Here is a 22,979-nt window from a genome sequence, read left to right as displayed (position 1 = left end):
TTAGGATGACTTCATGCGAGGTTTCGTGATGACCGTGGCCGTGTGCGCACTGGCCACCTTCTCGCTGGCGACGCACGCCAAGGCGCTGAACAAGAATGATCGCTTCGTGTGCAGCTGGGGTTCGGAGATTGCCGCCGGTGCGCAGCAGTCCAAGCTGTCCGGGGTCACGCTGTATGCCGCGCGCAAGCGTCTGCAATCGCGCAAGTTCCCCAAGCCGTGGATGCGCATGACGGCCATGGGCATTACCGAACAGACCTACAACAGCCGCTCGCGGCTCAAGCCGCCAGCCATCAAGCAGACCTACTACGAACAGTGCGCGCGCCATGCGATGGCGCAGCGCTAGGCGCCGAGCAGGCGCTCGATCCGGGCCAGTTCCCAGGTGCTGAGCAGGTAGACCGGGTCGGTGCCGTAGCGCAGGCCAGGCTCGTACACCCGGCCATCCGGGCTCTGGCAGCGCTGGCAGTGGTGCAGGTGGCCGTGTTCGACATCCAGGCTCAACTGCCAGCCGTCGATCTGCACCTGCATCACGCCACTGGCCGGTTGCGCCTGCAGGTACTGCACGCTGGCCAGCCCCAGGGCGGCGTCACGTAGCTGCTGGCACACCTCGCGGGCGGTGAGGGGGTGGTCAGTGGGCGCGTTCATCCATACCTCCCGGAAAAAAGCGTCACTTTATGCGGTGGCGCGGGCGATGTCTTCGCCTGCCTGAGTCGCGCTATAGTCGCCGGCTTGTCGAAGCCCAATGAACGAGGTGTGGTGTGAGAGTGCTGATCGTGCTGTTGCTGGGCCTGATGCCCATCGTTGCCCAGGCGCTTGAGGTGGGCGAGCGCGTGGCCCCGTGGACCCTGCTCGACCAGTTCGAGCAGCCGTATACCCTCAACGACGACACTGCCCTGGTGCTGGTGGCGCGCAGCATGGAGGGTGGCAAGCTGGTCAAGGCGGTGCTGGAGGGGCAGCCCAAGGGCTACCTGGAGGCGCGCAAGGGTGTGTTTGTCGCCGACGTGCAGCGCATGCCGGCGCTGATCGCCAAGCTGTTCGCCATCCCGGCCATGCGCGACTACAGCTACCGCGTGCTGCTGGACCGCGAGGGGCGGGTGGCCTCGCGTTACCCGGGCGCCGAGGGCACGGTGCTGTTGCTGCAACTGGAGCACGGGCGCGTGACGGCCAAGCAGGAATTGGCCGATGCACAGGCACTGCGCGAGGCGCTGGCCGAGGTGAAGGCGCGTTGAAGATCCCCGCTGAGTTCATCGTTCACGAAACCGCGCACTGGGTACTCAACCACCATCTGTCTTCGGCGTTGCCGGGTTATCTGATGTTGGGGTCGCGCCAGTCGGTCGATTCACTGGCGCAACTGCCCGACGCGGCGCTGGCTGAGATGGGCGGGCTGATGGCCAGGACGCAGGCGGTGATGGAGCGCCAGTTGCAGCCCAAGTGGCTGTATATCAGCCGGTACGGGCATATGCCGGGGTACCCGATTCACTTTCACTTCATCCCGGTGTACGACTGGGTGGAGGCGCTGTTCTGGAAGGATGAGCGCTATCGGCTGCTGCAGACCTATGCCGGGGCCGGCTGCCAGTCGCTCACCGATGGCGCGGAGCTGACCCTGTTCGTGTGGCGCGAGTTCGGTGAGCGCGAAGACCCGCCAGCGGTGCAGGGGCGCTCGGTAGGTGAAGCCATTGAATGTGTGCGTGAGGCGTTGCGATGAGGGGCCTATGGTTGGAAGGGGCACTACCCGTGTGATTTGAGCCATGCGAGCGCTTTGCGCTCGATCGCGGGCCAAGCCCGCTCCCACAGAAGCAGCGCAAACCTGTGGGAGCGGGCTTGACCCGCGATCGGGTGCGCAGCACCAGCAGGCAACTACGCCCCTCACTTCACCGGATGCGCCGCCACCGCCACCTTCAACGCCTCGGTCACCAGCTCGATCAGCACCGGCCTGGCACTGGCCTGCATGGCCTTGCCGATGTCTGGCTGCTTGGTCATCACCTTGTCGGCATACTTGGATTCGCGACCTTCGCTGGCCAGTGACGCCAGCTCCTTCGCCGAAAACGACTGGCTGTAGGCCTCGACCAGGTGCTGGTCCCACTGCGGCTGGTACTTGGGCAGCAGCCCCTTGATGGCTGCCGTCACGCTCTTTTCCGCTTGCTGGCTGCCGACCTGCGCAGTCAGCAGGCCGTAGGTGTTGGTGCGCATGGCCGCCGACAGCGCAATCGGCCCCAGGTTGGCCCCGGCCTGGCTCTTGACCACGAACTCGCGCGCCGCCTCTGCGGCCGGTGCCTTGGCATAGGCGGTGCCACCCAGTCCGCTCAACGCCAGCAGGGCAAGCAGGGTATACAGAACTTTCATGATCACTCCGTTCTCGACAATCCGAATCTACTGCGCCAGATGCTCCAGCGCGATGCCCGGCCGCTCCACATGGCGGTAGCCGGTCTGGCCGGCCACCGGCACGGGCACGCCCGGTTGCGGGGCCCTGGCCTGGGTACGATAACCCAGCGGGCTGGTGCCCAGCTCTTTCTGAAACACCCGGCGCATGCGTTCTTCGCGGCCGAAGCCGACGGTTTCGGCAATGCGCTTGATCGGCTCGCGGGTGGTCTCCAGCAGGCGGCACGCCGCTTCAAGGCGCAATGTTTCCACCGCCTGGGCCGGCGTGTCACCCGTGGCCGCCACATAGGCCCGGGCAAAATGCCGCGGGCTCATGCCGAACTGCTCGGCCAGGCGCTCCACCCGCAGGTCGCCATCCAGGTTGGCGGCGATCCAGGCATGCAGCCGGGCCAGGCGCACATCCGGTGCGGTGCGCAGCGCGTTGGACTGTGCCTGCAACGAGGCACTGAGCTGCGGTTGCCCGGCCGAGCGCCACAGAAACACCGTGAAGTAGCGTGCCAGCGCCAGGGCCGCGTGGGGGCCCAGGTCCTGCTCCACCAGTGCCAGCGCCAGGTCGATGCCCGCCGTGGCGCCGCCGCAGGTCCACAGGTTGGCGTCGTTCAGGTACAGCGCGTCGGGCTGGCACTGCACGCTGGGGTAGCGCGCCTGCAACTCGTCATTGAACTTCCAGTGGGTCACCACCCGACGGCCATCGAGCAGGCCCGCAGCCGCCAGCGCGAAGGTGCCGGTGCCCACCGAGCACAGCCGGCGAATCTGCCCATGGCGCCGGCGCAGCCAGTCGCACGCGCGCGGGTCTGCTTCCAGTGCGGCCACCCCAGGGCCGCCGGCCACGATCAGGGTGTCGATGTCGCGCAGCTCCAGGTCCAGCTGCGCCAGTGAACGGGTCATCACCTCGATGCCCGACACCGTGCTGATCAGGCCGCCCTCGGGCGAGGCCAGTACCAGGCGATAGGGCGGGTGCTGTGCGAACGCGCCGGCCAGCAGGCGCGGCACGGCGCCGAACACCTCCAGCGGGCCGGCCGCATTGAGCAGCAACGCATCGTCGAAACCCAGCACCACCACCGCGCGGGGCGCGGGTGGCGTGGCAGCAAAGGAGGGGTGTTTGGCATGGAGTTGCACGGGGGGCCTCGACATACTGGGTTCAACACGAAACAAGGGGACGACAATGCCGTTATTCGCTGCTGCTGCCAAGCACCTGCACGCCCGCTGCACCACCTTGCGCGCCGTGGCGCTGTGCGCCGGCATGGTGCTGGCCCAGGCCGTCAGCGCCGCACCTGCCGCGCTGCGGGTCGGCGACCAGAGCGGGCTGGTACAAACCCTGCTGCAGGCCGCCGGGGAGGCCCAGACTCCTACCTTGCCCCTGAGCTGGCACCCGTTCCCGGCCGGCCCGGCCTTGCTCGAGGCGCTGAGTGCCGGGGCGGTGGATGTGGGGGTGGTGGGCAATGCGCCGCCGGTGTTTGCCCAGGCCGGCGGTTTCGACATCCGTATCATCGGCGTGGCCGACGGCGCCCAGAACAACAATGCGCTGCTGCTGCCACAAGGCTCGACGGTGCAACAGGTGGCCGACCTCAAGGGCCGGCGCGTGGCGGTGGCCAAGGGCTCCAGCGGCCACTACCTGCTGCTGGCCGCGCTGCGCCAGGCCGGGCTGAGCCCTCGCGAGGTGAAGATCGCCTACGCCAGCCCCATCGATGCGCAAAACGCCTTTGCCAGTGACCATCTGGACGCCTGGGCGGTGTGGTACCCCTTTGTCGGGCAGGCCACCGCCCACGGCGCCCGGGTGCTGGTGGACGGCTCGGCCTGGCCCGAGACCGGCCTTAACTTCACGGTCGCCAGCGGCCAGGCCCTGGCCGACCCGCAGCGTGCTCGACAGCTGGGCGAGCTGATGGTGCGCCTGGCCAGGGCGCAGGCCTGGGCCACCGCCCACCCGGATGCCTGGGCCCAGGCGCTGGCAGGCAGCACGCGTCTGCCCCTTGAGCTGGTGCGCGAGATGCTGGCGCACCAGCACCTGCGCTATGTGCCCATCGACCCTTCGATCATCGCCTTGCAGCAACGCCTGGCCGATGCCTTCGCCGCCGAGCGCCTGATCCCAAAACCGCTGCAGGTTGAACAGGTATTCGATAGCCGTTTCAACAGTTTGCTGCCACAACCTGACTAAACACCTCAACTCGACCTGCCATGCCGACCTGCCGTCGGCAGGGCATCACTCACCCGGAGAAACGTCATGACTGCCCTGCACACCCCGACCCTCAAACGCCACAGGACCGGCCTGGTTGCCGTGGACCACGCCCGCAGCGCCGGGGGTTATACCCTGTTCGCACCGCAGACCGCCGACGGCAACGTGTTCCTGATCGACCTGGACGGCGAAGTGGTACACCGCTGGAAGCTGCCCCAGCGCCCCGGTCGCGACGCGGTGATACTGCCCAACGGCAACCTGGGCTACAACGGCAACCACCCCGACTCCCCCGAGCTGTTCCCCGGCTGGTCGGTGTGGCACGGCGGCGCCTTCAGTGAAGTCACCGCGCAAGGCGAGGTGGTGTGGCAGCACACCGACCTGCTGCACCACCACGATGCCCAGTGGCTGGACAACGGCCACCTGCTGTACACCACGGTCGAGCCCCTGAGCCCCGAGCTGGCCAGCCGCGTGGTGGGCGGTATTCCCGGCAGCGAGGCGGCGGGCGGGGTGATCTATGCCGATGTGGTCAAGGAGGTGGATCGCCAGGGCCAGGTGGTGTGGGAGTGGCGCAGCTGGGAGCACCTGCGCCCCGAGGACTACCCGCTGCACGACACCTTCGAGCGCTACCACTGGCCCATGACCAACGCGGTGACCCCGGGTCGCGATGGCAAGGTGATCCTCAGCCTGCGCAGCGTGTCGTCGGTGATCGCCGTGCAACGCGGCAGCGGCGAGGTGCTGTGGCGTCTGGGCCACGATCTGGTGGCGCAGCAGCATTGCCCTAGCGAGCTGGAGAACGGCCGCATCCTGGTGTTCGACAACGGTATTTCGCGGCCCCACGTGTCGATGCCGCACTCGCGCATCCTGGAGATCGACCCGCTGACCCGGCGCATCGAATGGCAGTACGCCGATACCCCCGGCTACGCCTTCTTCACCCCGTTCATGGGCGGTGCGCAGCGCCTGCACAATGGCAACACGCTGATCACCGAGGCCAACTTCGGCCGCCTGTTCGAAGTGACGCCGGCCGGCGAGGTGGTGTGGGAGTACATCAACCCGCATTTTGCCGCCTACCCCGATGCGGCCTCGCGCCGCTACCTGCCGGGCGAGAACAACGCGATCTTCCGCGCGCACCGTTACCAGCGCGACGACATTCCCTGGCTGAAAGCCTGAACACAGCGCACCAGCACCCACCCTCACGCTCACGCACACCACGCGCAGCGAGGTACCGCCATACCCCCAAAGGAATCGATGATGAAGCTGCCTTATCCACGCCCCCTGTGCCTGGCCGCACTGGGCCTGCTGTCACTGCCTGCGTCAGCCACTGAACCTACCCCCACCGACGCCCCGACCCTTGCCCCGGTGACGGTCGAGGCGCGCCGGCGCAGCGAAGAGGCGCAGCACGTGCCCACCCCCATGAGCGTGCTGGGCGCCCAGGCCCTGGAGGCGCAGCGCCTGTATCGCCTGCAGGACCTGCAACAGGCCATGCCCAGCGTCAACGTGGCGTTCATGAACCCGCGCCAGTCGAGCCTGTCGATTCGCGGGCTGGGGAACAACCCGGCCAGTGACGGCCTGGAGGGCAGCGCCGGGATCTACCTCGACAACGTCTACCTGGGCCGCCCCGGCATGGCCGTGTTCGACCTGCTGGACATCGAGCAGATCGCCTTGCTGCGCGGCCCGCAAGGCACCCTGTTCGGCAAGAACACCACGGCCGGGGTGCTCAACATCGCCACCCGCCAGCCCACCTTCACCCCGCAGGGCAACGTGTCGACGTCGCTGGGCGAGGACGGCTACCGGCAGGTGCAGGGCGGTGTGTCGGGGCCGTTGACCGACACGCTGGCCGGGCGGGTGGCGGCCTACCGCACCGACGAGAACGGCTACGTGGAGAACCGGTTCGACGGCGACACCCTGGGCGGCGGCCGACGCCAGGGCTTTCGCGGGCAGTTGCTGTTCAAGCCGCAGGAAGACTTCAGCCTGCGCTGGATCGGCGACTACAACGAGGAGCACTCCAGCGCCGGCACGCGCTCGCTGTTCAGCACCGGGCCGACCATCAACGGGGTCAACCGCTATGAACAGCGGGCCCAGGCGGTGGGCGCGACGCTGGTCGACGGGCGCAGGGTCAACCTCGATGCCGACCAGCGTGTCACGGTGTTCCAGGGCGGCACCTCGCTGGAGGCGAACTGGGGGCTGGCCGATGGCTTCACGCTGACGTCGATCAGCGCCTACCGCTGGTGGGACTTCACCCCGCGCAACGACGACGAACTGAACGTGGACGTGATGCACAACGTCGGCCAGTCGGCCCGCGACAAGCAGTATTCGCAAGAGCTGCGCCTGGCCTCGCCGCTGGGTGAGCGGTTCGATTACGTGGTGGGCGGCTATTACTTCGGCCAGCAGATGCGAAACCGCGTGTTCACCGAATACGGGCCGCTGGCCGACACCTGGAACGGCACCCCGCAGGGCGCATTGAACGATGTGAACAGCGTGGGCCACGGCAGCATCGACACCGACAGCTTCGCCACCTTTGCCCAGGGCACCTGGCACCTGACCCCGCGCCTGGACCTGAGCCTGGGCCTGCGCGGTACCTACGAGCGCAAGCAGGCCAGGGTGACGCGCGATGCCCCGGTGGGTGGCGCGAGCGTGACGGGCGCGGCGGCAGCGGTAAGGCAGGGGCGTGTCGGCGCCTATGATTCGGGCGACCTGAGCCTTTACAGCTTCAGCCCGTCGGCGCTGGCCAGCCTGGCCTGGCGGGTGAACGACCAGGTGCTGGCGTATGGCTCGTTGTCCCACGGGGAGAAGTCCGGCGGGGTCAACCTCAGCGTGGCCAGCGCCCCGGTGGCCGGCGCCGACTCGCTGCTGATCGGCAGCGAACGGGCCAACGACGCCGAACTGGGCATCAAGACCACGCTGCTGGGCCAGCGCCTGCAACTCAATGCCAACCTGTTCTGGACGATTGTGCACGGCTACCAGACCAACGCCTACGACGACGCCAACCTCACCAGCTACCTGACCAACGCCGGCAGCGTGCGCAGCCGTGGCCTTGAGCTGGACAGTACCTGGCGGGTGAGCCGTGGCCTGACCCTGAGCCTGAACGGCTCGTGGAACGATGTGCGCTACCTGTCCTACGACAACGCCCCATGCCCGGCGGAGGTGGCCTTGCGCCCCGGCGCCCCGGCCGCCTGCGACCTCAGCGGGCATAACGTGGTGGGCGCGGCCAAATGGATTGCCAACACCAGCGCCAGCTACCAGTGGGGCCTGGACAACGGCCTGCAACCCTACGTGAACGGCAACTACGCCTGGCGCTCGCAGGCGGTGGGCACGGTGGACGATTCGCGCCTGGCGCAGTTGCCGGGGTATGCGCTGGTCAACCTGTCGGCGGGGGTGCGCGGCGACTGGGGCCAGGGCCAGTGGGACGTGTCGCTGTGGCTGAAGAACGCCTTCGACAAGACCTACTACACCACCCTATGGAACTCGCCCAACGGCGCCTACACCGGGGTGCTGGGTACGCCGCGCACCCTGGGCATGAGTGCACGCTACGACTTCTGAGGCGTGGGCTTCAGGAGTACGCCTGCACCACCCAGCGTACCTTCGCCAGCGCCGCGCGCAGCGTGTCCAGGTCCACCGAGCCCAGCGCCAGCCTGAGTGCACGCGGCACGTGACTGGTGGTGGCGAAGGGCTGCGCGGTGGACACCGCCACCTGTTCGCGCATCAGGGCGGCGGCGATCTGTTCGGCGCGGCCGTCATCGGCCAGCGGTAGCCACAGAAAGTACGAAGTGGGGTGGGTGACGCAGGGCATGCCCGCCAGTACTTCGCGGGCGATGGCCTGCCGGGCCTGGGCATCGGCGCGCTTCTCGGCTTCCAGGCGCTCCACCGTGCCGTCTTCGATCCAGGCGCAGGCAATGGCGGTCATCACCCCGGGGGTGTTCCAGGTGGTGGCGCGAATGGAGCGCTCCAGCGCGGCAACCTGGTGCGGCGGCGCGGCAATGAAGCCCACGCGCAGGCCGGTGGCGATGTTCTTCGACAGGCCTGACACGTACAGCGTGCGCTCCGGTGCCAGCTGGGCCAGGGGCGGCGGCGCGTCGTCGGCCAGGAAGGCGTAGGCGGCGTCCTCGATCAGGTGCAGGTTGTGGGTGCGGGCAATCGACACCAGTTGTTCGCGCTGCTCCAGGCTCATCACCCAGCCCAGCGGGTTGTGCAGCGTGGGCATGCTGTACACCGCGCGTACCGGGCGGCTGCGGCACAGCCGCTGCAGGGCGCCGAGGTCCGGCCCGTGGGGCGTGACCGGAATCGGCAGCATCTCGAGGCGCAACGCCTCGGCCAGCACCTTGAACCCGGAGTAGGTGAGGGCGTCGACCGCGATCACGTCGCCGGGCTGCAGCAGGGCCATCAGCACCACGGCCAACCCATGCTGGGCGCCGCTGACGATCAGTACCTGCTCTGGATTCACCTCTAGCCCGCAACCGAGCAGGTGCCGGGCGATGCAGGCGCGTTCATGGGCGCGCCCGGCATGGGGCTGGTAGCGCAGCAGCGCTTCCAGGTCGCCGCTCAGTGCCAGCTGGCGCAAGCCGCTGCGCAGCAGGTCGGCCTGGCCGGGCAATGCCGGGTAGTTGAAGTTCAGGTCGGCCATGCCGGCGGCCACCACCTGCTGGTCGACGCCCAGGTCGGGCGGCAGCGAGGTTTCGCGCACGAAGGTGCCGCGCCCGGTCTCGCCGCTCACCAGGCCCATCTGCTCGAGTTCGGCATAAACCCGTGACGCGGTGACCAGGGCCAGGCCATGGGTCGCGGCCAGGTGACGGTGGGTGGGCAGGCGGGTGCCAGGGGCGAGCCTGCCGTCACGAATGTCGGCGGCAAAGGTGTCGACCAGGGCCTTGTAGCGCGAACGAGGCATGTGCAGATGTATCCATGACGATTTTTTGATTGTGCTGATCGTCGGCCCTAGCATGGTTTTTGGCAAGCGTGCCCTTACCCCTGCAACCTGTCGAGCGTGACTTCAATGGAACAGACTCTCAAACCTCGTACCCTGGACGACGCCACCCGTGGCTGGATCAACGGCCTGATCGGCGTGGTGATTTTCAGCGGCTCCTTGCCGGCCACGCGCCTGGCGGTGCTGGAATTCGACCCGGTGTTCCTCACCGTGGCGCGTGCCGCCATTGCCGGTGTACTGGCGCTGGCCTTGCTGATGCTGCTCAGGCAACCGCGCCCGACCCGGGCTCAGGTAATGCCCTTGATCGTGGTGTCGCTTGGGGTGGTGGTGGGGTTTCCGCTGCTGACCGCGCTGGCCTTGCAGTACGTGACCTCGGCGCATTCGATCGTGTTCATCGGCATGCTGCCGCTGGCCACCGCGGTGTTTGGCGTGCTGCGCGGGGGCGAGCGCCCGCGCCCGGTGTTCTGGCTGTTTTCGGTGCTGGGGTGCTTGATGGTGGTGGGCTTTGCGTTGTCGCAGGGCTTGGCGGCGTCGCCCCAGGGTGACCTGCTGATGCTGCTGGCGGTGGTGGTGTGCGGCCTGGGTTATGCCGAGGGGGCGCGGTTGTCGCGGGCGCTGGGCGGTTGGCAGGTGATCTGCTGGGCGCTGCTGGTGTCGTTGCCGGTGATGCTGGTGCTGACCTGGTACCTGGCGCCGTCGACGTTCGCGGGTATCAGCCTGCCGGCGTGGGTGAGCCTGGGGTATGTGTCGCTGTTCAGCATGCTGATCGGTTTCGTGTTCTGGTACCGCGGCCTGGCCCAGGGCGGGATTGCGGCGGTGGGGCAGTTGCAGCTGCTGCAGCCGTTCTTTGGCCTGGCCTTGGCGGCGGGGTTGCTGGGCGAGCAGGTCAGCCCGGGTATGCTGGGGGTGACGGTGGGGGTGATCCTGTGTGTGGCGGGGGCGAGGCGGTGGGCGCGGTAGACGGTTGCGCCCAGCCTGGGCTTTTGAGCCGAACTCATCTGATCCGCTTTTTGCCTCGCTAGCTGCATCTGTTTCCAGATCAGAAGGGGGCAGACAATGTGGCCTTCGACAGCCGCACCCCCTCAGTTAGGAGCTCCCATGGGCAAGATGGCAATTTTTGTATTCGGCTTTCTGGTATTGGCCTTCGCAATCGGAGCACTGGGTACCATCTCCCCCCTGTAACCCCCGCCACACCCCGCACAGAACCAGGAAGGCGCCGAGACTCCCGCGCCTTCTTTTCTATTCTGCCACCAAGCCCTTGTTCACCCGCCACGCCAGCGGCAGCGTGAGCAGCAGCGTGGCCGCCAGCACCACCACCGCCGTGGGCACCCCGGTAACGTCCCCCAGCCGCCCGAACACCACCGGTGCCAGCGCGCCGCCACCGATGGTGCCGGTGTAGAACAGCGCGAAGGCCTGCTCGTGCTTGCCGGCAGCCGCCAGCTCCGGCACCACGCCATACAGCACCGACGAGGTGCCGTTCAGCGCCAGGCCCAGCAACGGCAGCATCACCAGCGTGGCCGAATACGGCAGCACCACCGCCAGCACGATCAACAGTGCAGTCCCCGCTTCGGTGAGCGAGACGGTTTTCAGCAGGCCGATGCGTGCGCCCAGGTAGCCGCACAGCAGCTTGCCGAAGGCTCCGCCCACGAACAGCAGCGTCAGCGCCAGGCCGATACCGGCGGTGCCGGCGCCCTTGAGCCTGAGCAGAAACGGCAGGAAGGTCAGAAACCCCATGCGCACCGCGCTGTCGAGCATGCCCAGCATCAGCAGGGCACGCAGGCCGCCCGGCGAGCCGTTTCCTGTGGCCAGCTTCGGCGCCTTGCCGCCCGCCGCCAGGGCCTGGGCCCGGGAGGGGATCAGCCACCACAGCAATACCGCCGCAGCCACACCCAGCACGCCCAGCAGCGTTGCACCGGTACGCCAGCTGACGGCCACCAGCAGCACGCCCATCAGGCCCGGAATGACCGCCTTGCCGATATCGCCCGCGAAGTTGTAGTGCGACAGCGCCTGCTTGACCCCGCCGCCCGCCGCGTGGCTGTCGGTGATCATCGAGGAGGCCAGCGGGTGCTGGGTACTGGCGCCCAGCCCGCCCAGCATCAGCGCCACCAGCAGCACACCCAGGCCGGTGGCCTGGCCGGCGACCAGGTAGGCCACGCCGGCCAGCAGCGTGCCGCCCACCAGCAGGCGCTCGCGGCCAAAGCGCCGGGCCGCGCGGCTGGCCAGCAGCTGAAAACCGGCCATCATCCCGGAATAGGCCCCGCGCAACAGGCCCACCTGGGCCAGGCTGAGGCCGAACTGCGCCTGCCACAGCGGCAGCAGCACGTAGATCACGTCGGTGAGCCCGTCGTGCACCGCGTGGGCGCTGCAGCCGGCCAGCAGCGAGCGGCGGCGCACCGAGGTTTCGGTGGTGACGGTGGCGTTACGGGGTACCGTTTCTTCCATGGATGACAAACCCTTCGCGTTCGGTCAGACGCTCGTAGTATGCCCGAACCGCTGCAAAATCCGGATGCTCCAGCGGGGTTTCGAACCAGCGATTGACCGACAGGCCGATGGCGATGTCCGCCAGTGAAAAGTCCTGGCCACTGACGTAGGCGCCGGTCGATTCGAGCTGGCGGTCGAGGATCTGCAGGTTGGTGGTCCACTGCCTGCATGCCGCCGCCAGTGCCTCGGGGTCCTGATGGTCGGGGGAATGGCGCACCAGCGACAGGAAGGGGTAGGTCCAGGACTTGTTGAGGTCGGTGGCCTGCCAGTCCATCCACTGGTCCACCCGTGCGCGCACCCGGGGCTCGGCGGGGTAGAGGTGCTGCCCGTGGTACTGGTTGGCCAAGTAGCGCAGGATGCTGTTGGACTCCCACAGCACGAAGTCGCCGTCCTTGATCACCGGCACCATGGCGTTGGGGTTGAGGGCCAGGAACTGCGGGCTGAAGGTGGACCTGAAGCCCGAGCCCCAGTCCTCGCGCTCGAAGGCGATACCCAGCTCGGTGCAGGCCCATAGCACCTTGCGTACATTGATGGAGGAAGCTTTGCCGAGTATCTGCAGCATGGGAGGCCCTTGTGGTTCGGTAGGGGAGTGAGGCGCGTCAGGCGCCGGTGGTGTCGTCGAGCGAGGCCATGTCGATCACGAAGCGGTAGCGCACATCGGAGCGCTGCATGCGTTCGAACGCCTCGTTGATCTGGTCCATGCGGATCATTTCACACTCCGGCAGAATGTTCTTCTTCGCGCAGAAGTCGAGCATCTCCTGGGTTTGCGCAATCCCGCCAATCGGCGAGCCGGCCAGGCGCCGCCGGCCGAGGATGAACGGCACGGTCAGTTGTTCGTCGATCGGCCCCACCTGGCCGACGATCACCAGGGTGCCGTCCACGTCCAGCAGCGACATGTAGGGCGACACGTCATGGCGCACCGGCACCGTGTCGATGATCAGGTCGAAGCTGGAGCGCGCGGCGGCCATGGCCTTGGCGTCGGACGACACCAGCAGCTTGTCGGCGCCCAGCGCCCGCGCATCATCGAGTTTGTCGGGGGTGCGGCTGAGCACCGTGACGTCGGCACCCAGGCCCGCCGCCAGCTTCACCGCCATGTGCCCCAGCCCGCCCAGGCCGATGACCGCGACGCGGCTGCCGGGCCCGGCATTCCAGGTGCGCAGCGGCGAATAGGTGGTGATGCCGGCGCACAGCAGCGGCGCGGCCTTGGCCAGGTCTAGGCCGTCGGGCACGCGCAGCACGAACTCCTCGCGCACTACAAGGTGCTTGGAATAGCCGCCGTAGGTGGGTTCGCGGGTGATGCGGTCCAGGCTGTTGTAGGTTTGCGTGTTGTTCTCGCGGCACAGCTGTTCCTCGCCCTTGCGGCACTGGTCGCACTGCTGGCAGGAGTCGACCATGCAGCCCACCGCCACGGCGTCACCGACCTTGTAGCGGGTGACCTGGCTGCCAACCTCGGTCACGCGCCCGACGATCTCGTGGCCGGGCACGATCGGGTAGCGGCTGAAACCCCAGTCGTCGCGGGCCTGGTGCAGGTCGGAGTGGCATACGCCGCAGTACAAGATCTGCATCGCCACGTCGTTGGGGCGCAGGGCGCGGCGTTCGAACTTGAAGGGTGCCAGCGGTGCTTCGCGGTGCTGCGCTGCATAGCCAATGGTGTACATGTTCACCTCTCGTCACGCTCGGGAATGGGGACCAGGGTTTCAATATAGCCAGCATGGCGGGCTTCGGTGGGCGGGTAGGGATATTGGCGGGAACTCTTGGCCTGGGGGGCCTATCCTAATGAATGTAGGTTCCCCCCATCACGGAGGCATCGTCATGCGCCGTTTACTGCTGGTTTCTTCCCTTGTGCTCTGCCTGCCTTTGGGCACGGCCCTGGCCCGTGTGGATGGTCGCGATGTCGCCACCTCCGCCGGGGTTTCCGCCTCGTTGTACTCGACCTTCAAGGACGACAAGCTGGTGATTCCGGCGCGCGATGATGCTTCGACGTTCATCGCCAGCGGCGGCGAAATTCGCGGTGTGTACCTGGAGTCGATGCTGCAGCGTATCCGTCAGCAGAACCCTGGGTTGCAGGCCAGTGACGAAGACCTGGCCAAGGCGATACTGACCCAGGATGAGCTGGGGGCGGGGCAGTAAGGCGCCGCAGGCAAGGTGAGCCCATCGCGGGTCAAGCCCGCTCCCACAGGGATCTTCATGGCCTTTGTGGGAGCGGGCTTGACCCGCGATGGGCACGCCGCGATCTATCAGACTGAAGCCGGATCAACCTTGCCAGGGTCGATGCCCAGCGCTTCGATCGCGCCGGCCACCACCTCGCGCTCGATCACCCCGTCCGCCGCCAGCGCATTCAGCGCCGCCAGCACGATGAACTGGCGGTCCACCTCGAAATGCCGGCGCAGCGCCTCGCGTGTGTCCGACTGGCCGAAGCCGTCGGTGCCCAACGCCACGAAACGCCTCCCGCTCACCCACGGCCGGATCTGGTCGGCATGGATCTTCATGTAGTCCGTGGCCACCACCACCGGCCCCGCATGCCCCTGCAGCAGCGTTTCGATGTATGGCGTCTTCGGCGCCTGCAGCGGGTGCAGCAGGTTCCAGCGCTCCACCGCCTGCGCCTCGCGCCGCACCTCGGTCAGGCTGGTGGCGCTCCACACCTCGCTGCTGACGCCGAAATCACGCTGCAGAATCTCCGCCGCCGCCAGCACCTCATTCAGAATCGAACCGCTGCCCATCAACTGCACATGCCGCTCGCCCTGCGGCGGTTTTTCCACCGGCAGGCGGTACAGTCCCTTGAGAATGCCTTGCTCGGCGCCTTCGGGCATGGCGGGGTGGGCGTAGTTCTCGTTGAGCACGGTGATGTAGTAGTACACGTCCTCCTGCTCGGCATACATGCGGCGCATGCCGTCCTGGATGATTACCGCCAGTTCGTAGGCATAGGTGGGGTCGTAGGAGACGCAGCAGGGCACGGTGGCCGACATCACGTGGCTGTGCCCGTCGTCATGCTGCAAGCCTTCGCCCATCAACGTGGTACGCCCGCTGGTGGCGCCCAGCAGAAACCCCCGTGCGCGCGCATCGCCCGCCGCCCACAGCAGGTCGCCCACTCGCTGGAAGCCGAACATCGAATAGAAGATGTAGAACGGCAGGGTCATCACGCCATGGTTGGCGTAGGCGGTGCTGGCGGCAATCCACGACGAGGTGGCGCCGGACTCGTTGAGCCCTTCCTGCATGATCTGGCCGTCGGTGCTCTCCTTGTAGTAGCTGAGCGTGCCGGCATCCTGCGGCGTGTACAGCTGGCCCACATGGGAGTGGATGCCGATCTGGCGGAACAGCCCCTCCATGCCGAAGGTGCGTGATTCGTCGGGCACGATCGGTACGACGAGGCGGCCGACCTGCGGGTCCTTGAGCAGGGTGCCGAGAATGCGCACGAACGCCATGGTGGTGGAGATGGCACGGTCACCGGTGCCCTTGAGCTGGCTGTCGAAGGCCTCCAGGGCCGGCACCTGCAACGGCTCGACCCTGGCCTGGCGCGCCGGCACATGCCCGCCCAGGCGATCACGGGCCACCTGCAGGTAGCGCGCATCGGCGCTGTCGGGGGCGGGCTTGAGGTAGGGGATCTCGCCGAGGCGCTCATCACTCAGGTCCAGGCCGAAGCGGTCGCGGAAGGCCTTGACCGCCTCGTCGCCCATCTTCTTCAACTGGTGGTTGATGTTCTGGCCTTCGCCGGCTTCGCCCATGCCGAAGCCCTTGACGGTCTTGGCCAGGATCACCGTTGGCCGCCCCGTGTGACGCACGGCCGCCGCGTAGGCGTTGTACACCTTGACCGGGTCGTGCCCGCCGCGAGCCAGCTTCCAGATGTCGTCATCGCTCAGGTCGCTGACCATCGCCAGCAGTTCCGGGTACTTGCCGAAGAAGTGCTCGCGCACGTAGGCGCCGTTCTGCGACTTGTAGGTCTGATACTCGCCGTCCACGCACTCCATCATGCGCTGGCGCAGGATGCCGCTGCTATCCCTGGCCAGCAGCGCATCCCAGCCGCTGCCCCACACCACCTTGATCACGTTCCAGCCGGCAGCACGGTACAGGCTCTCGAACTCCTGGATCACCTTGGCGTTGCCACGTACCGGGCCGTCCAGGCGCTGCAGGTTGCAGTTGACCACGAAGATCAGGTTGTCGAGTTTTTCGCGCCCGGCCAGCGAGATGGCCGCCAGCGACTCGGGCTGATCCATTTCGCCGTCACCGAGAAACGCCCACACCTTGCGGCCCTGGCGTGGGGTGAGGTCGCGGTCTTCGAGGTAGCGCATGAAGCGCGCCTGGTAGGCCGCGGTGATCGGCCCCAGGCCCATGGACACGGTGGGAAACTGCCAGAACTCGGGCATCAGCCGCGGGTGCGGGTAGGACGACACGCCATCGCGGTCGGTCTCGCGGCGAAAGTTGTCCAGCTGCGCCTCGCTCAGGCGCCCTTCGAGGTAGGCCCGGCCATAGATACCCGGCGCCGAGTGGCCCTGGATGTACACCATGTCGCCGGCAAACTGCGCGGTGCGCCCGCGAAAGAAATGATCGAAGCCCACGTCATACAGCACCGCCGCCGAGGCGTAGGTGGCGATATGCCCGCCCACCCCCGAATGCTTGCCGGCGCGCAGCACCATGGCCAGTGCGTTCCAGCGGATATAGGCATTCAGGCGCTGCTCGGTGGCCAGGTCGCCGGGGTAGGGCAGTTCGCGCTCGGGGCCGATGGTGTTGACGTAGGGGGTGTTGACGCGGCCACGAAAGTCGCCGTGCAGCGACACGTCCAGGTCCAGCATCTGGTCGATCAGGAAGTGCGCACGCGAGCGCCCCTCCACCTCGACAACGGTGGCCAGGGACTCAAGCCATTCCTGGGTCTGCTCGGGATCTGGGTCGTTCAACAGAGTGGGCTGCTGTTGCATCGGTAATCCTCCTGCGGGGTTGTGGCGGGCAGTGCCGGCAGGCCTGCCGGGTAGTAGTTGCATTTGCAATTGATTCTAGGTGTGCGCCCCGTATGATTGCAAATGCAATAACTTTGATCCGAGGAACCCTCATGGCTGCACCCACCGCTGACCTCTGGTTCAGCTTCATTCGCGCCCACCGCAACCTGATTCGCGAAATCGAACGCCGCCTGGCCGACCAGGGCCTGCCCGTGTACGCCTGGTATGACGCGCTGTGGGGCATCGAGAGCGGCCCAGATGGCTGCCGGCGCATGCACGAGCTGGCCGATGTGATGGCCATCGAGCGTTACAACCTGACCCGACTGGTCGACCGTCTGGAGGCCGAAGGGCATGTGGTGCGCAAGAAGGTCGCGGGCGACGGGCGCGGCGCCCTGGCGTGCATCACCGACAGCGGCAAGGCGCTGCGCAAGCGCATGTGGGCGGTGTACAAGCAGGCAGTGGACGAGCTGTTTCTGAGCCAGTTCACGCCCGAGCAACAGGCGCTGTTCGCCCAGGCGCTGGAACAGTCGAGCTTCAAGGCCCGGGCGTCATTCGCCTAGGCCCAGCCGGGCCTGTGCGGCGGGTAGCGCCTGGGTGTCGAACAGGCCCTGGCCGGCCAGTGCCTGCAACGCGCTGAAGGCTATCCAGCGCCGATCCAGGCAGTTGCCCGGCGCCAGGCTGTCGGCGCCCAGTGCGGTGAAGGGCGCCGTGACATGCGGGGCAAGCTGGTCGGCGATGTGCTGGGCATAGCCGGTCACGGCGATCACCGGCGTGCTGGCCGACATCAGGCAGTACTGCAGGTAGCTCTTGCGTGGCGCGGCCTCGGGGTGCAGGCGGTTCCAGCGCGCGGCATCGTCGCTGTCACGGGCCAGGCGCGTGTAGCTGGGGCAACTCCACAACTGGCTGGCGATGCCCCAGTGCGTGTCGAGCAGCACCGCGGCGGCGCGTACCTCCCGGAGCATGGCGCCGGCGCCCAGCAGGCGTACCTGGGGGCGGGCAGCGCTGGTGGGCTGCAACGGGTACATGCCCAGGAATGCATCGCTGCAATCGTCGTGTGCCGGTTCATCGGCTGCCGGCGGCTGGTCGTGCAGGGTCATGTAGTAGAAGCCGTGGCGCCCCTGTACGTACAGCTCGTCCAGCGCCGCCAGCAGGATGGCCTGGGCCTCGGCAGCGCTGGCGGGGTCGTACGGGCGGCACTGGGCGTTGGCCGACAGCCACAACGGCAGCCACGGGTGCGCGCCCTTGGGCCAGCGCGAGGCGGCCGATTCCAGGTCGTTGAACACGATGCCGCGGTGGCCGATCTGCTCGGCCAGCATCGACACGCGGGCCGAGCTCGGCGACTGGGTGAGGTAGATCAGCGGGCGTTCGCGGCTGGGCGCCTGCTGGCGAAACCAGATGCCCCAGGGGCTGACCACCTCGCTCGCGCTGTCGGCGCGATCATTGATCACCCACAGGTTGCCCGCCACGGCCGGGTCGTGCTCGATGCGGTGCACGGTCTGCAAAATCTGCAACAGTGGCGAGTGCGACGCTGCGCCGGTCGACGGCAGGCCGGCCTCGATGCTGCGAATGCAGGCGTGGGCGGCCAGTCGGGCAGGGGGGATGGCAGGCAGTGAATCCACGGGGCAGCTCCATGATCGGTCCTTGGCAGAAGCGCAAGGGATACTGCAATCTGATTGCAAATGCAATCAGATGCTGTCGGCACGATCAGGGCGCTGCGCTTTCAGGTATGGGGCACCGCGGCGGGTGCTGCGTTGCCGGCGTACTGGGGCTTGAGGTGGCCTTGTTCGTCCAGCAGGTAGGCGTCCATGATTTCCCGGACCACCGGCCCGGCCACGCGCCCACCGGCCTCGCCGTTCTCGATCATCACCGCGATGGCGATGCTCGGGTGGTCGGCGGGGGCAAAGCCCACGAACAACGCGTTGTCGCGGTGGCGCTCCAGGGTCTTGTCGCGGTTGTAGCGTTCCCCCTGCTTGATCGCCACCACCTGCGCGGTGCCGCTCTTGCCGGCGATGCGGTACTGCGCCCCGGCAGCGGCGGCGCGGGCGATGCCGCGCGGGGCGTGCATGACCATCTGCATGCCCTGGTTGACCTGGTCCCAGGCGTGGCGGTCATGCAGCACGATGTCGGGCATGGGGTTGGGGTCTACCGGCGGCTCGTCGCCGATGCTCATGGCCAGGTGCGGGCGGTGCCACACGCCCTTGCTGGCCAGCAGGCTGGTGGCCTGCGCCAGTTGCAGCGGGGTGACCTGCATGTAGCCCTGGCCGATGCCCAGGATCAGGGTTTCGCCGGGGTACCAGGCCTGGCGCCGGTTGGCGCGCTTCCAGGCGGGTGAGGGCATCAGGCCGGGTGACTCTTCGAACATGTCCAGCGAGACCTTCTGGCCCAGGCCGAATTCGCTCATGTAGTCGTGCAGGCGCTCGACCCCCAGCTTGTGCGCCAGGTCGTAGAAGTAGGTGTCGTTGGAACGCATGATGGCGCTGTACATGTCCACCCAGCCGTCGCCGCTGCGGTTCCAGTTGCGGTACTTGTGGTCGTAGTTGGGCAGCTCGTAGTAGCCGGGGTCGAACACCCGGCTGGCCGGGGTGATCACGCCGCTGTCGAGGCCGGCGATGGCCACCTCGGGCTTGATCGTCGAGCCCGGGGCGTACAGGCCGCGCAGCACGCGGTTGAACAGCGGCCGGTCGATGGAATCGCGCAGCTCGGCGTACTGCCTGAAGCTGATGCCCTTGACGAACAGGTTGGGATCGAAGCTGGGGTTGCTGACCATCGCCAGCACCTCGCCGGTGGCCGGGTCCAGCGCCACCACCGAACCACGGCGATCGCCCAGGGCCTTTTCGGCGGCCAGCTGCAGGTGCGCGTCCAGGCTCAGGGTGATGTTCTTGCCGGGCACCGGGTCGTGGTGGCGCAGCACGCGCATGATGCGGCCCTGGGCGTTGGTCTCGACCTCTTCGTAGCCCACCTGGCCGTGCAGCTGGGCCTCGTAGAAGTGCTCGATGCCGGTCTTGCCGATGGACTGGGTGCCACGGTACTCGGTGGCATCGAGGTTCTTGGCTTCTTTCTCGTTGATGCGCCCCACGTAGCCCACCGAGTGGGCAAAGTGCGCGCCCATGGGGTATTCACGAATGAACTGCGGCTCCACGTCCAGCCCCGGCAGACGGAACTGGTTGACCGCGATCAGGGCGATCTGCTCTTCGCTCAGGCCGAACATCAGCGTCACCGGCTCGAACGGCTTGCGGCCACGGCGCAGGTCCTTCTCGAAGCCCTGGCGGTCCTCCTCGCCCAGGCCCAGGATCTGCACCAGGCTGTCGAGCACCCTGGGCGTGTCGCCAGCACGCTCGCGGGTCATGGTGAGGTTGAAGCTGGGCTTGTTGTCGGCCAGCACCTCGCCGTTGCGGTCGTAGATCAGCCCGCGCTCGGGGGCGATGGGCAGCACGTGCACGCGGTTGTTCTGCGACACGGCGGCATGGTAGTCGTGCTGCACCACCTGCAGCACGTACAGCCGCCCCACCAGCACCGCCACCAGCACCAGTACCAGCAGCGCACACGCGATCAGCCTGCGGTTGACCAGGTGCGTTTCTTTCTCGTGGTCCTTGAGGGGGATAGGCTGGGGCATGTGCAGGCTCTTGCGGAAAACGGATACACCACCGGCCTGGGAGCAGGCAGTGAACGGGCGCGATGGCGTGAATGAACGGCGATCCTACGCAAGCTGCTGCGGTGCCTCAAGGCCGGTTGTCCGCAGGCGGGCGAGGGTGCGCCGAGGTTCCCCGGTTAGCGGGGTGCAGCGTTCATGAAGATTTTTTCATGAAGGCCGCAGCGGCCCGGTCGACAGGCTGCGCTTGCATGCGTGGCGATCTGCGAATACTGTATGGATAATCAGTATCGAGGTGGACCCCATGCAGCTCATCGCCAAGCTCGGCATCCTGGCCGATGCCGCCAAGTACGACGCCTCGTGCGCCAGCAGCGGCGCCCCCAAGCGCAGCTCGCGCGGTCGCGACGGCCTGGGCGCCACCGATGGCATGGGCATCTGCCACAGCTACACCCCCGACGGGCGCTGCGTGTCGCTGCTCAAGGTGCTGCTGACCAACTTCTGCCTGTACGACTGCCAGTACTGCGTCAACCGCCGCTCCAGCAACGTGCCGCGGGCACGCTTCACGCCTGAGGAGGTGGTGCGCCTGACCCTGGATTTCTACCGGCGCAACTGCATCAGCGGGCTGTTCCTCAGCTCGGGCATCATCCGCTCCGCCGACTACACCATGGAACAGTTGATTCGCGTGGCGCAGCTGCTGCGCGAAGAGCACAACTTTCGCGGCTACATCCACCTCAAGACCATCCCCGACGCCGACCCGCTGCTGATCGAGCAGGCCGGGCGGCTGGCCGACCGCCTCAGCGTGAACATCGAGCTGCCCACCGAAGCCAGCCTGCAGCGCCTGGCGCCGGAGAAGCAGGTGCGTACCATTCGCCAGGCCATGGGCACCATCCACCACGGCCAGCAGGCGGTGGCCGGTGAAGTCAACGCACCGCGCTTCACCCCTGCCGGGCAGAGCACCCAGATGATCGTGGGCGCCGATGCCACCGACGACCACACCATCCTGGGCAATGCCGAATCGCTGTACCAGGGTTATGGCCTGCGGCGTGTGTATTACTCGGCGTTCAGCCCGATCCCCGACAGCCCCACCAGCGTACCCCTGGCCGCGCCGCCGCTGCTGCGCGAGCACCGCCTGTACCAGGCGGACTTTCTCATGCGCGGCTATGGCTACAAGGCCGGCGAACTGCTGGGCGGCGCGGGCAACCTGGCGCTGGACATCGACCCCAAGCTGGCCTGGGCCCTGGCCAACCGCGAGGTGTTTCCGCTGGATGTGAACCGCGCCGAACCGGCGCTGCTGGCGCGCATTCCCGGCATCGGGCTGCGCAGCGTGCAACGCCTGGTGGCGCTGCGCCGTGAACGGCGCATTCGCTATGACGACCTGATCCAGCTGCGCTGCGTGCTGGACAAGGCGCGCCCGTTCATCGTCACCAGCGACTACCGCCCGCCCCAGTCGGAAACCCGCAGCGGCCTGCTGCGCGAACGCCTGCGCGAGCCGCAGGCACCGGTGCAGATGGGGTTGTGGGGATGATCGCGCTGGACTGCGACGAGCACTTCGACACCTGGCGCGACCAGGCCCGCGTGCTGCTGGGCCACGGCATCGACCCCACCGAGGTGGTGTGGGCGCACGGCCCGGTGCACGATCTGCTGGCGGTGCCGGCGGTATTGCCGCAGGGCCCCGGGCCGTTTCGCACACGGGTGCCGGCCGCCTTGCTGGATCAACTTGAGCAGGCCGCCCGCTACCGTGGCGAGCAGCGCTGGAACCTGCTGTATGAAGTGCTGTGGCGCGTGGCCCATGGCGACCGCACCGCCATGCTGGCGGGCGACCGGCTGGGCAGCGAGCTGCAGCGGCGCATCAAGCAGGTCAGCCGCGAGGCCCATCACCTGCATGCCTTCGTGCGCTTCGTGCCATTGCCGGCGGCACTGGCCGAGCAACTGCAACTGGACCTGGTGGCCTTCCATGAACCGGCCCACGACATTCTGCAAAGCGCCAGCGGCCACTTTGCCGACCGGCTGGGCCGCCAGCGCTGGCTGATCGCGACGCCACGCGATGGCATCCGTTTCGATGGCAGCACCCTGGACTACCGACGGCACTGCCCCGAGCAATGGCGCCAGTGGGCCTGCCACGCCGACGACCCTGGCGCCGAGCTGTGGCGCACCTATTACCGGCACACCTTCAACCCGGCACGGGTCAACCCCGATGCCATGCGCCAGCACATGCCGGGGCGCTTCTGGCGTCATTTGCCCGAAGGCCCGCTGATCGCGCGGCTGGTGGGCCAGGCGCGCCAGGGCAAGCAGCGCGACGGCCAGGCGCAGGAGGTGGGGCAGCAGGGCGGCAAGCGCATCGGGCGCGGGGAATCGCCAACGCGCTGAGGGCCGCCTTTCCATGTGCCACCCTGGCTGTGTATGATCGGCGCGGGCCGATGCTGCCCGCCGCTCGCTCCCGTTGGGAAAGGTGAAAGCATTGCAGTTACCCCTGACGCGATCATTCTCTTGAACGTCGAGGCCTGGCAACGCGAGCCC

The 22,979-nt window shown here is 67.5% G+C and carries 21 protein-coding genes; 11 read left to right on the top strand and 10 right to left on the bottom strand.

Going from position 1 to position 22,979, the window contains the following annotated elements; all coding sequences use genetic code 11:
* Positions 1-13 precede the first annotated feature (13 nt).
* A complete protein-coding gene (locus NP552_RS02780; protein ID WP_043860501.1) occupies positions 14-343 on the top strand; it encodes a hypothetical protein in 330 nt (109 codons plus the stop codon).
* Here NP552_RS02780 and NP552_RS02775 read toward each other — a convergent pair.
* Positions 340-642, bottom strand: a complete 303-nt coding sequence (locus NP552_RS02775; protein ID WP_274096392.1) for a DUF7693 family protein — start codon at positions 640-642, stop codon at positions 340-342. The genes NP552_RS02780 and NP552_RS02775 overlap by 4 nt on opposite strands.
* Before the next feature lie 113 nt (positions 643-755).
* On the opposite strand from NP552_RS02775, the gene NP552_RS02770 reads away from it, so the two are divergent.
* Together NP552_RS02770 and NP552_RS02765 are read left to right on the top strand one after the other, a co-directional pair.
* Positions 756-1,226, top strand: coding sequence for a hypothetical protein (locus NP552_RS02770; protein WP_054915351.1), 471 nt, complete (start codon positions 756-758; stop codon positions 1,224-1,226).
* Positions 1,223-1,702: an HIT family protein gene (locus tag NP552_RS02765; RefSeq protein ID WP_123752519.1), complete on the top strand. Its 480-nt coding sequence runs from the start codon at positions 1,223-1,225 to the stop codon at positions 1,700-1,702. Before NP552_RS02770 ends, NP552_RS02765 begins: the two co-directional genes overlap by 4 nt.
* Positions 1,703-1,863: 161 nt before the next feature.
* On the opposite strand, the gene NP552_RS02760 is transcribed toward NP552_RS02765, so the two are convergent.
* Both NP552_RS02760 and NP552_RS02755 read right to left on the bottom strand, forming a co-directional pair.
* Complete coding sequence (locus NP552_RS02760; RefSeq protein WP_253087003.1) at positions 1,864-2,340, bottom strand: hypothetical protein; 477 nt, start codon at positions 2,338-2,340, stop codon at positions 1,864-1,866.
* Positions 2,341-2,367: 27 nt separating this feature from the next.
* On the bottom strand, positions 2,368-3,495 hold the full coding sequence (locus NP552_RS02755; protein ID WP_236171670.1) for a GlxA family transcriptional regulator: 1,128 nt from the start codon (positions 3,493-3,495) through the stop codon (positions 2,368-2,370).
* Positions 3,496-3,541: 46 nt separating this feature from the next.
* Here NP552_RS02755 and NP552_RS02750 point away from each other — a divergent pair, with 46 nt between their 5' ends.
* The 3 genes from NP552_RS02750 (at position 3,542) to NP552_RS02740 (ending at position 8,086) form a co-directional block, all read left to right on the top strand.
* On the top strand, positions 3,542-4,531 hold the full coding sequence (locus tag NP552_RS02750) for an ABC transporter substrate-binding protein (protein WP_274096391.1): 990 nt from the start codon (positions 3,542-3,544) through the stop codon (positions 4,529-4,531).
* A gap of 66 nt (positions 4,532-4,597) precedes the next feature.
* Positions 4,598-5,716 (top strand): aryl-sulfate sulfotransferase, encoded by a 1,119-nt coding sequence (locus tag NP552_RS02745; protein ID WP_043860506.1) that lies wholly within the window; start codon positions 4,598-4,600, stop codon positions 5,714-5,716.
* Between the two features lie 81 nt (positions 5,717-5,797).
* Complete coding sequence (locus NP552_RS02740; protein WP_274096390.1) at positions 5,798-8,086, top strand: TonB-dependent receptor; 2,289 nt, start codon at positions 5,798-5,800, stop codon at positions 8,084-8,086.
* A 10-nt stretch (positions 8,087-8,096) separates the two neighbouring features.
* On the opposite strand, the gene NP552_RS02735 is transcribed toward NP552_RS02740, so the two are convergent.
* Entirely contained in the window at positions 8,097-9,428 is a 1,332-nt protein-coding gene (locus NP552_RS02735) for an aminotransferase-like domain-containing protein (protein ID WP_274096389.1), read from the bottom strand.
* A 105-nt stretch (positions 9,429-9,533) separates the two neighbouring features.
* Here NP552_RS02735 and NP552_RS02730 point away from each other — a divergent pair, with 105 nt between their 5' ends.
* Positions 9,534-10,424, top strand: a complete 891-nt coding sequence (locus NP552_RS02730) for a DMT family transporter (RefSeq protein ID WP_054915345.1) — start codon at positions 9,534-9,536, stop codon at positions 10,422-10,424.
* Between the two features lie 279 nt (positions 10,425-10,703).
* On the opposite strand, the gene NP552_RS02725 is transcribed toward NP552_RS02730, so the two are convergent.
* Genes NP552_RS02725 through NP552_RS02715 form a run of 3 tightly spaced genes read right to left on the bottom strand, consistent with a single transcriptional unit; the run spans position 10,704 to position 13,603 of the window.
* Complete coding sequence (locus tag NP552_RS02725; protein ID WP_078480128.1) at positions 10,704-11,906, bottom strand: MFS transporter; 1,203 nt, start codon at positions 11,904-11,906, stop codon at positions 10,704-10,706.
* Positions 11,884-12,507, bottom strand: coding sequence for a glutathione S-transferase family protein (locus tag NP552_RS02720; RefSeq protein WP_043860541.1), 624 nt, complete (start codon positions 12,505-12,507; stop codon positions 11,884-11,886). Before NP552_RS02720 ends, NP552_RS02725 begins: the two co-directional genes overlap by 23 nt.
* A gap of 37 nt (positions 12,508-12,544) precedes the next feature.
* Complete coding sequence (locus NP552_RS02715; RefSeq protein WP_058540721.1) at positions 12,545-13,603, bottom strand: NAD(P)-dependent alcohol dehydrogenase; 1,059 nt, start codon at positions 13,601-13,603, stop codon at positions 12,545-12,547.
* 154 nt (positions 13,604-13,757) lie between these two features.
* Between NP552_RS02715 and NP552_RS02710 the strand changes: the two genes are divergently transcribed.
* Complete coding sequence (locus tag NP552_RS02710) at positions 13,758-14,075, top strand: DUF2388 domain-containing protein (protein ID WP_043860539.1); 318 nt, start codon at positions 13,758-13,760, stop codon at positions 14,073-14,075.
* Between the two features lie 107 nt (positions 14,076-14,182).
* On the opposite strand, the gene aceE is transcribed toward NP552_RS02710, so the two are convergent.
* The gene (aceE, locus tag NP552_RS02705) at positions 14,183-16,855 is read right to left on the bottom strand and encodes a pyruvate dehydrogenase (acetyl-transferring), homodimeric type (RefSeq protein WP_274096388.1); all 2,673 of its coding nucleotides are present in this window, start codon (positions 16,853-16,855) and stop codon (positions 14,183-14,185) included.
* Positions 16,856-16,986: 131 nt separating this feature from the next.
* Here aceE and NP552_RS02700 point away from each other — a divergent pair, with 131 nt between their 5' ends.
* On the top strand, positions 16,987-17,433 hold the full coding sequence (locus NP552_RS02700) for a MarR family winged helix-turn-helix transcriptional regulator (protein ID WP_058540700.1): 447 nt from the start codon (positions 16,987-16,989) through the stop codon (positions 17,431-17,433).
* Here NP552_RS02700 and NP552_RS02695 read toward each other — a convergent pair.
* Entirely contained in the window at positions 17,422-18,492 is a 1,071-nt protein-coding gene (locus NP552_RS02695) for a transketolase-like TK C-terminal-containing protein (protein WP_274096387.1), read from the bottom strand. The genes NP552_RS02700 and NP552_RS02695 overlap by 12 nt on opposite strands.
* Positions 18,493-18,593: 101 nt before the next feature.
* Complete coding sequence (mrdA, locus tag NP552_RS02690) at positions 18,594-20,486, bottom strand: penicillin-binding protein 2 (RefSeq protein ID WP_274096386.1); 1,893 nt, start codon at positions 20,484-20,486, stop codon at positions 18,594-18,596.
* A gap of 280 nt (positions 20,487-20,766) precedes the next feature.
* On the opposite strand from mrdA, the gene NP552_RS02685 reads away from it, so the two are divergent.
* The gene (locus NP552_RS02685; RefSeq protein ID WP_054915341.1) at positions 20,767-21,987 is read left to right on the top strand and encodes a putative DNA modification/repair radical SAM protein; all 1,221 of its coding nucleotides are present in this window, start codon (positions 20,767-20,769) and stop codon (positions 21,985-21,987) included.
* Complete coding sequence (locus tag NP552_RS02680; RefSeq protein ID WP_043860534.1) at positions 21,984-22,829, top strand: TIGR03915 family putative DNA repair protein; 846 nt, start codon at positions 21,984-21,986, stop codon at positions 22,827-22,829. Before NP552_RS02685 ends, NP552_RS02680 begins: the two co-directional genes overlap by 4 nt.
* Positions 22,830-22,979: the final 150 nt, after the last annotated feature.

Origin of the sequence: Pseudomonas sp. 8209 (genome assembly GCF_028682105.1) — a bacterium.
GTDB lineage: Bacteria > Pseudomonadota > Gammaproteobacteria > Pseudomonadales > Pseudomonadaceae > Aquipseudomonas > Aquipseudomonas palmensis.
This window is presented reverse-complemented; position numbering and strand designations above follow the sequence as displayed.

Excerpts from the sequence above, each read along its gene's own strand:
- NP552_RS02680 (WP_043860534.1), top strand. The coding sequence starts at position 21,984 with ATGATCGCGCTGGACTGCGACGAGCACTTCGACACCTGGCGCGACCAG.
- NP552_RS02740 (WP_274096390.1), top strand. The coding sequence starts at position 5,798 with ATGAAGCTGCCTTATCCACGCCCCCTGTGCCTGGCCGCACTGGGCCTG.
- NP552_RS02750 (WP_274096391.1), top strand. The coding sequence starts at position 3,542 with ATGCCGTTATTCGCTGCTGCTGCCAAGCACCTGCACGCCCGCTGCACC.
- NP552_RS02715 (WP_058540721.1), bottom strand. The coding sequence starts at position 13,603 with ATGTACACCATTGGCTATGCAGCGCAGCACCGCGAAGCACCGCTGGCA.
- NP552_RS02760 (WP_253087003.1), bottom strand. The coding sequence starts at position 2,340 with ATGAAAGTTCTGTATACCCTGCTTGCCCTGCTGGCGTTGAGCGGACTG.
- NP552_RS02725 (WP_078480128.1), bottom strand. The coding sequence starts at position 11,906 with ATGGAAGAAACGGTACCCCGTAACGCCACCGTCACCACCGAAACCTCG.
- mrdA (WP_274096386.1), bottom strand. The coding sequence starts at position 20,486 with ATGCCCCAGCCTATCCCCCTCAAGGACCACGAGAAAGAAACGCACCTG.
- NP552_RS02700 (WP_058540700.1), top strand. The coding sequence starts at position 16,987 with ATGGCTGCACCCACCGCTGACCTCTGGTTCAGCTTCATTCGCGCCCAC.
- NP552_RS02780 (WP_043860501.1), top strand. The coding sequence starts at position 14 with ATGCGAGGTTTCGTGATGACCGTGGCCGTGTGCGCACTGGCCACCTTC.
- NP552_RS02745 (WP_043860506.1), top strand. The coding sequence starts at position 4,598 with ATGACTGCCCTGCACACCCCGACCCTCAAACGCCACAGGACCGGCCTG.
- NP552_RS02710 (WP_043860539.1), top strand. The coding sequence starts at position 13,758 with ATGCGCCGTTTACTGCTGGTTTCTTCCCTTGTGCTCTGCCTGCCTTTG.
- NP552_RS02735 (WP_274096389.1), bottom strand. The coding sequence starts at position 9,428 with ATGCCTCGTTCGCGCTACAAGGCCCTGGTCGACACCTTTGCCGCCGAC.
- NP552_RS02775 (WP_274096392.1), bottom strand. The coding sequence starts at position 642 with ATGAACGCGCCCACTGACCACCCCCTCACCGCCCGCGAGGTGTGCCAG.
- NP552_RS02685 (WP_054915341.1), top strand. The coding sequence starts at position 20,767 with ATGCAGCTCATCGCCAAGCTCGGCATCCTGGCCGATGCCGCCAAGTAC.
- aceE (WP_274096388.1), bottom strand. The coding sequence starts at position 16,855 with ATGCAACAGCAGCCCACTCTGTTGAACGACCCAGATCCCGAGCAGACC.
- NP552_RS02720 (WP_043860541.1), bottom strand. The coding sequence starts at position 12,507 with ATGCTGCAGATACTCGGCAAAGCTTCCTCCATCAATGTACGCAAGGTG.
- NP552_RS02730 (WP_054915345.1), top strand. The coding sequence starts at position 9,534 with ATGGAACAGACTCTCAAACCTCGTACCCTGGACGACGCCACCCGTGGC.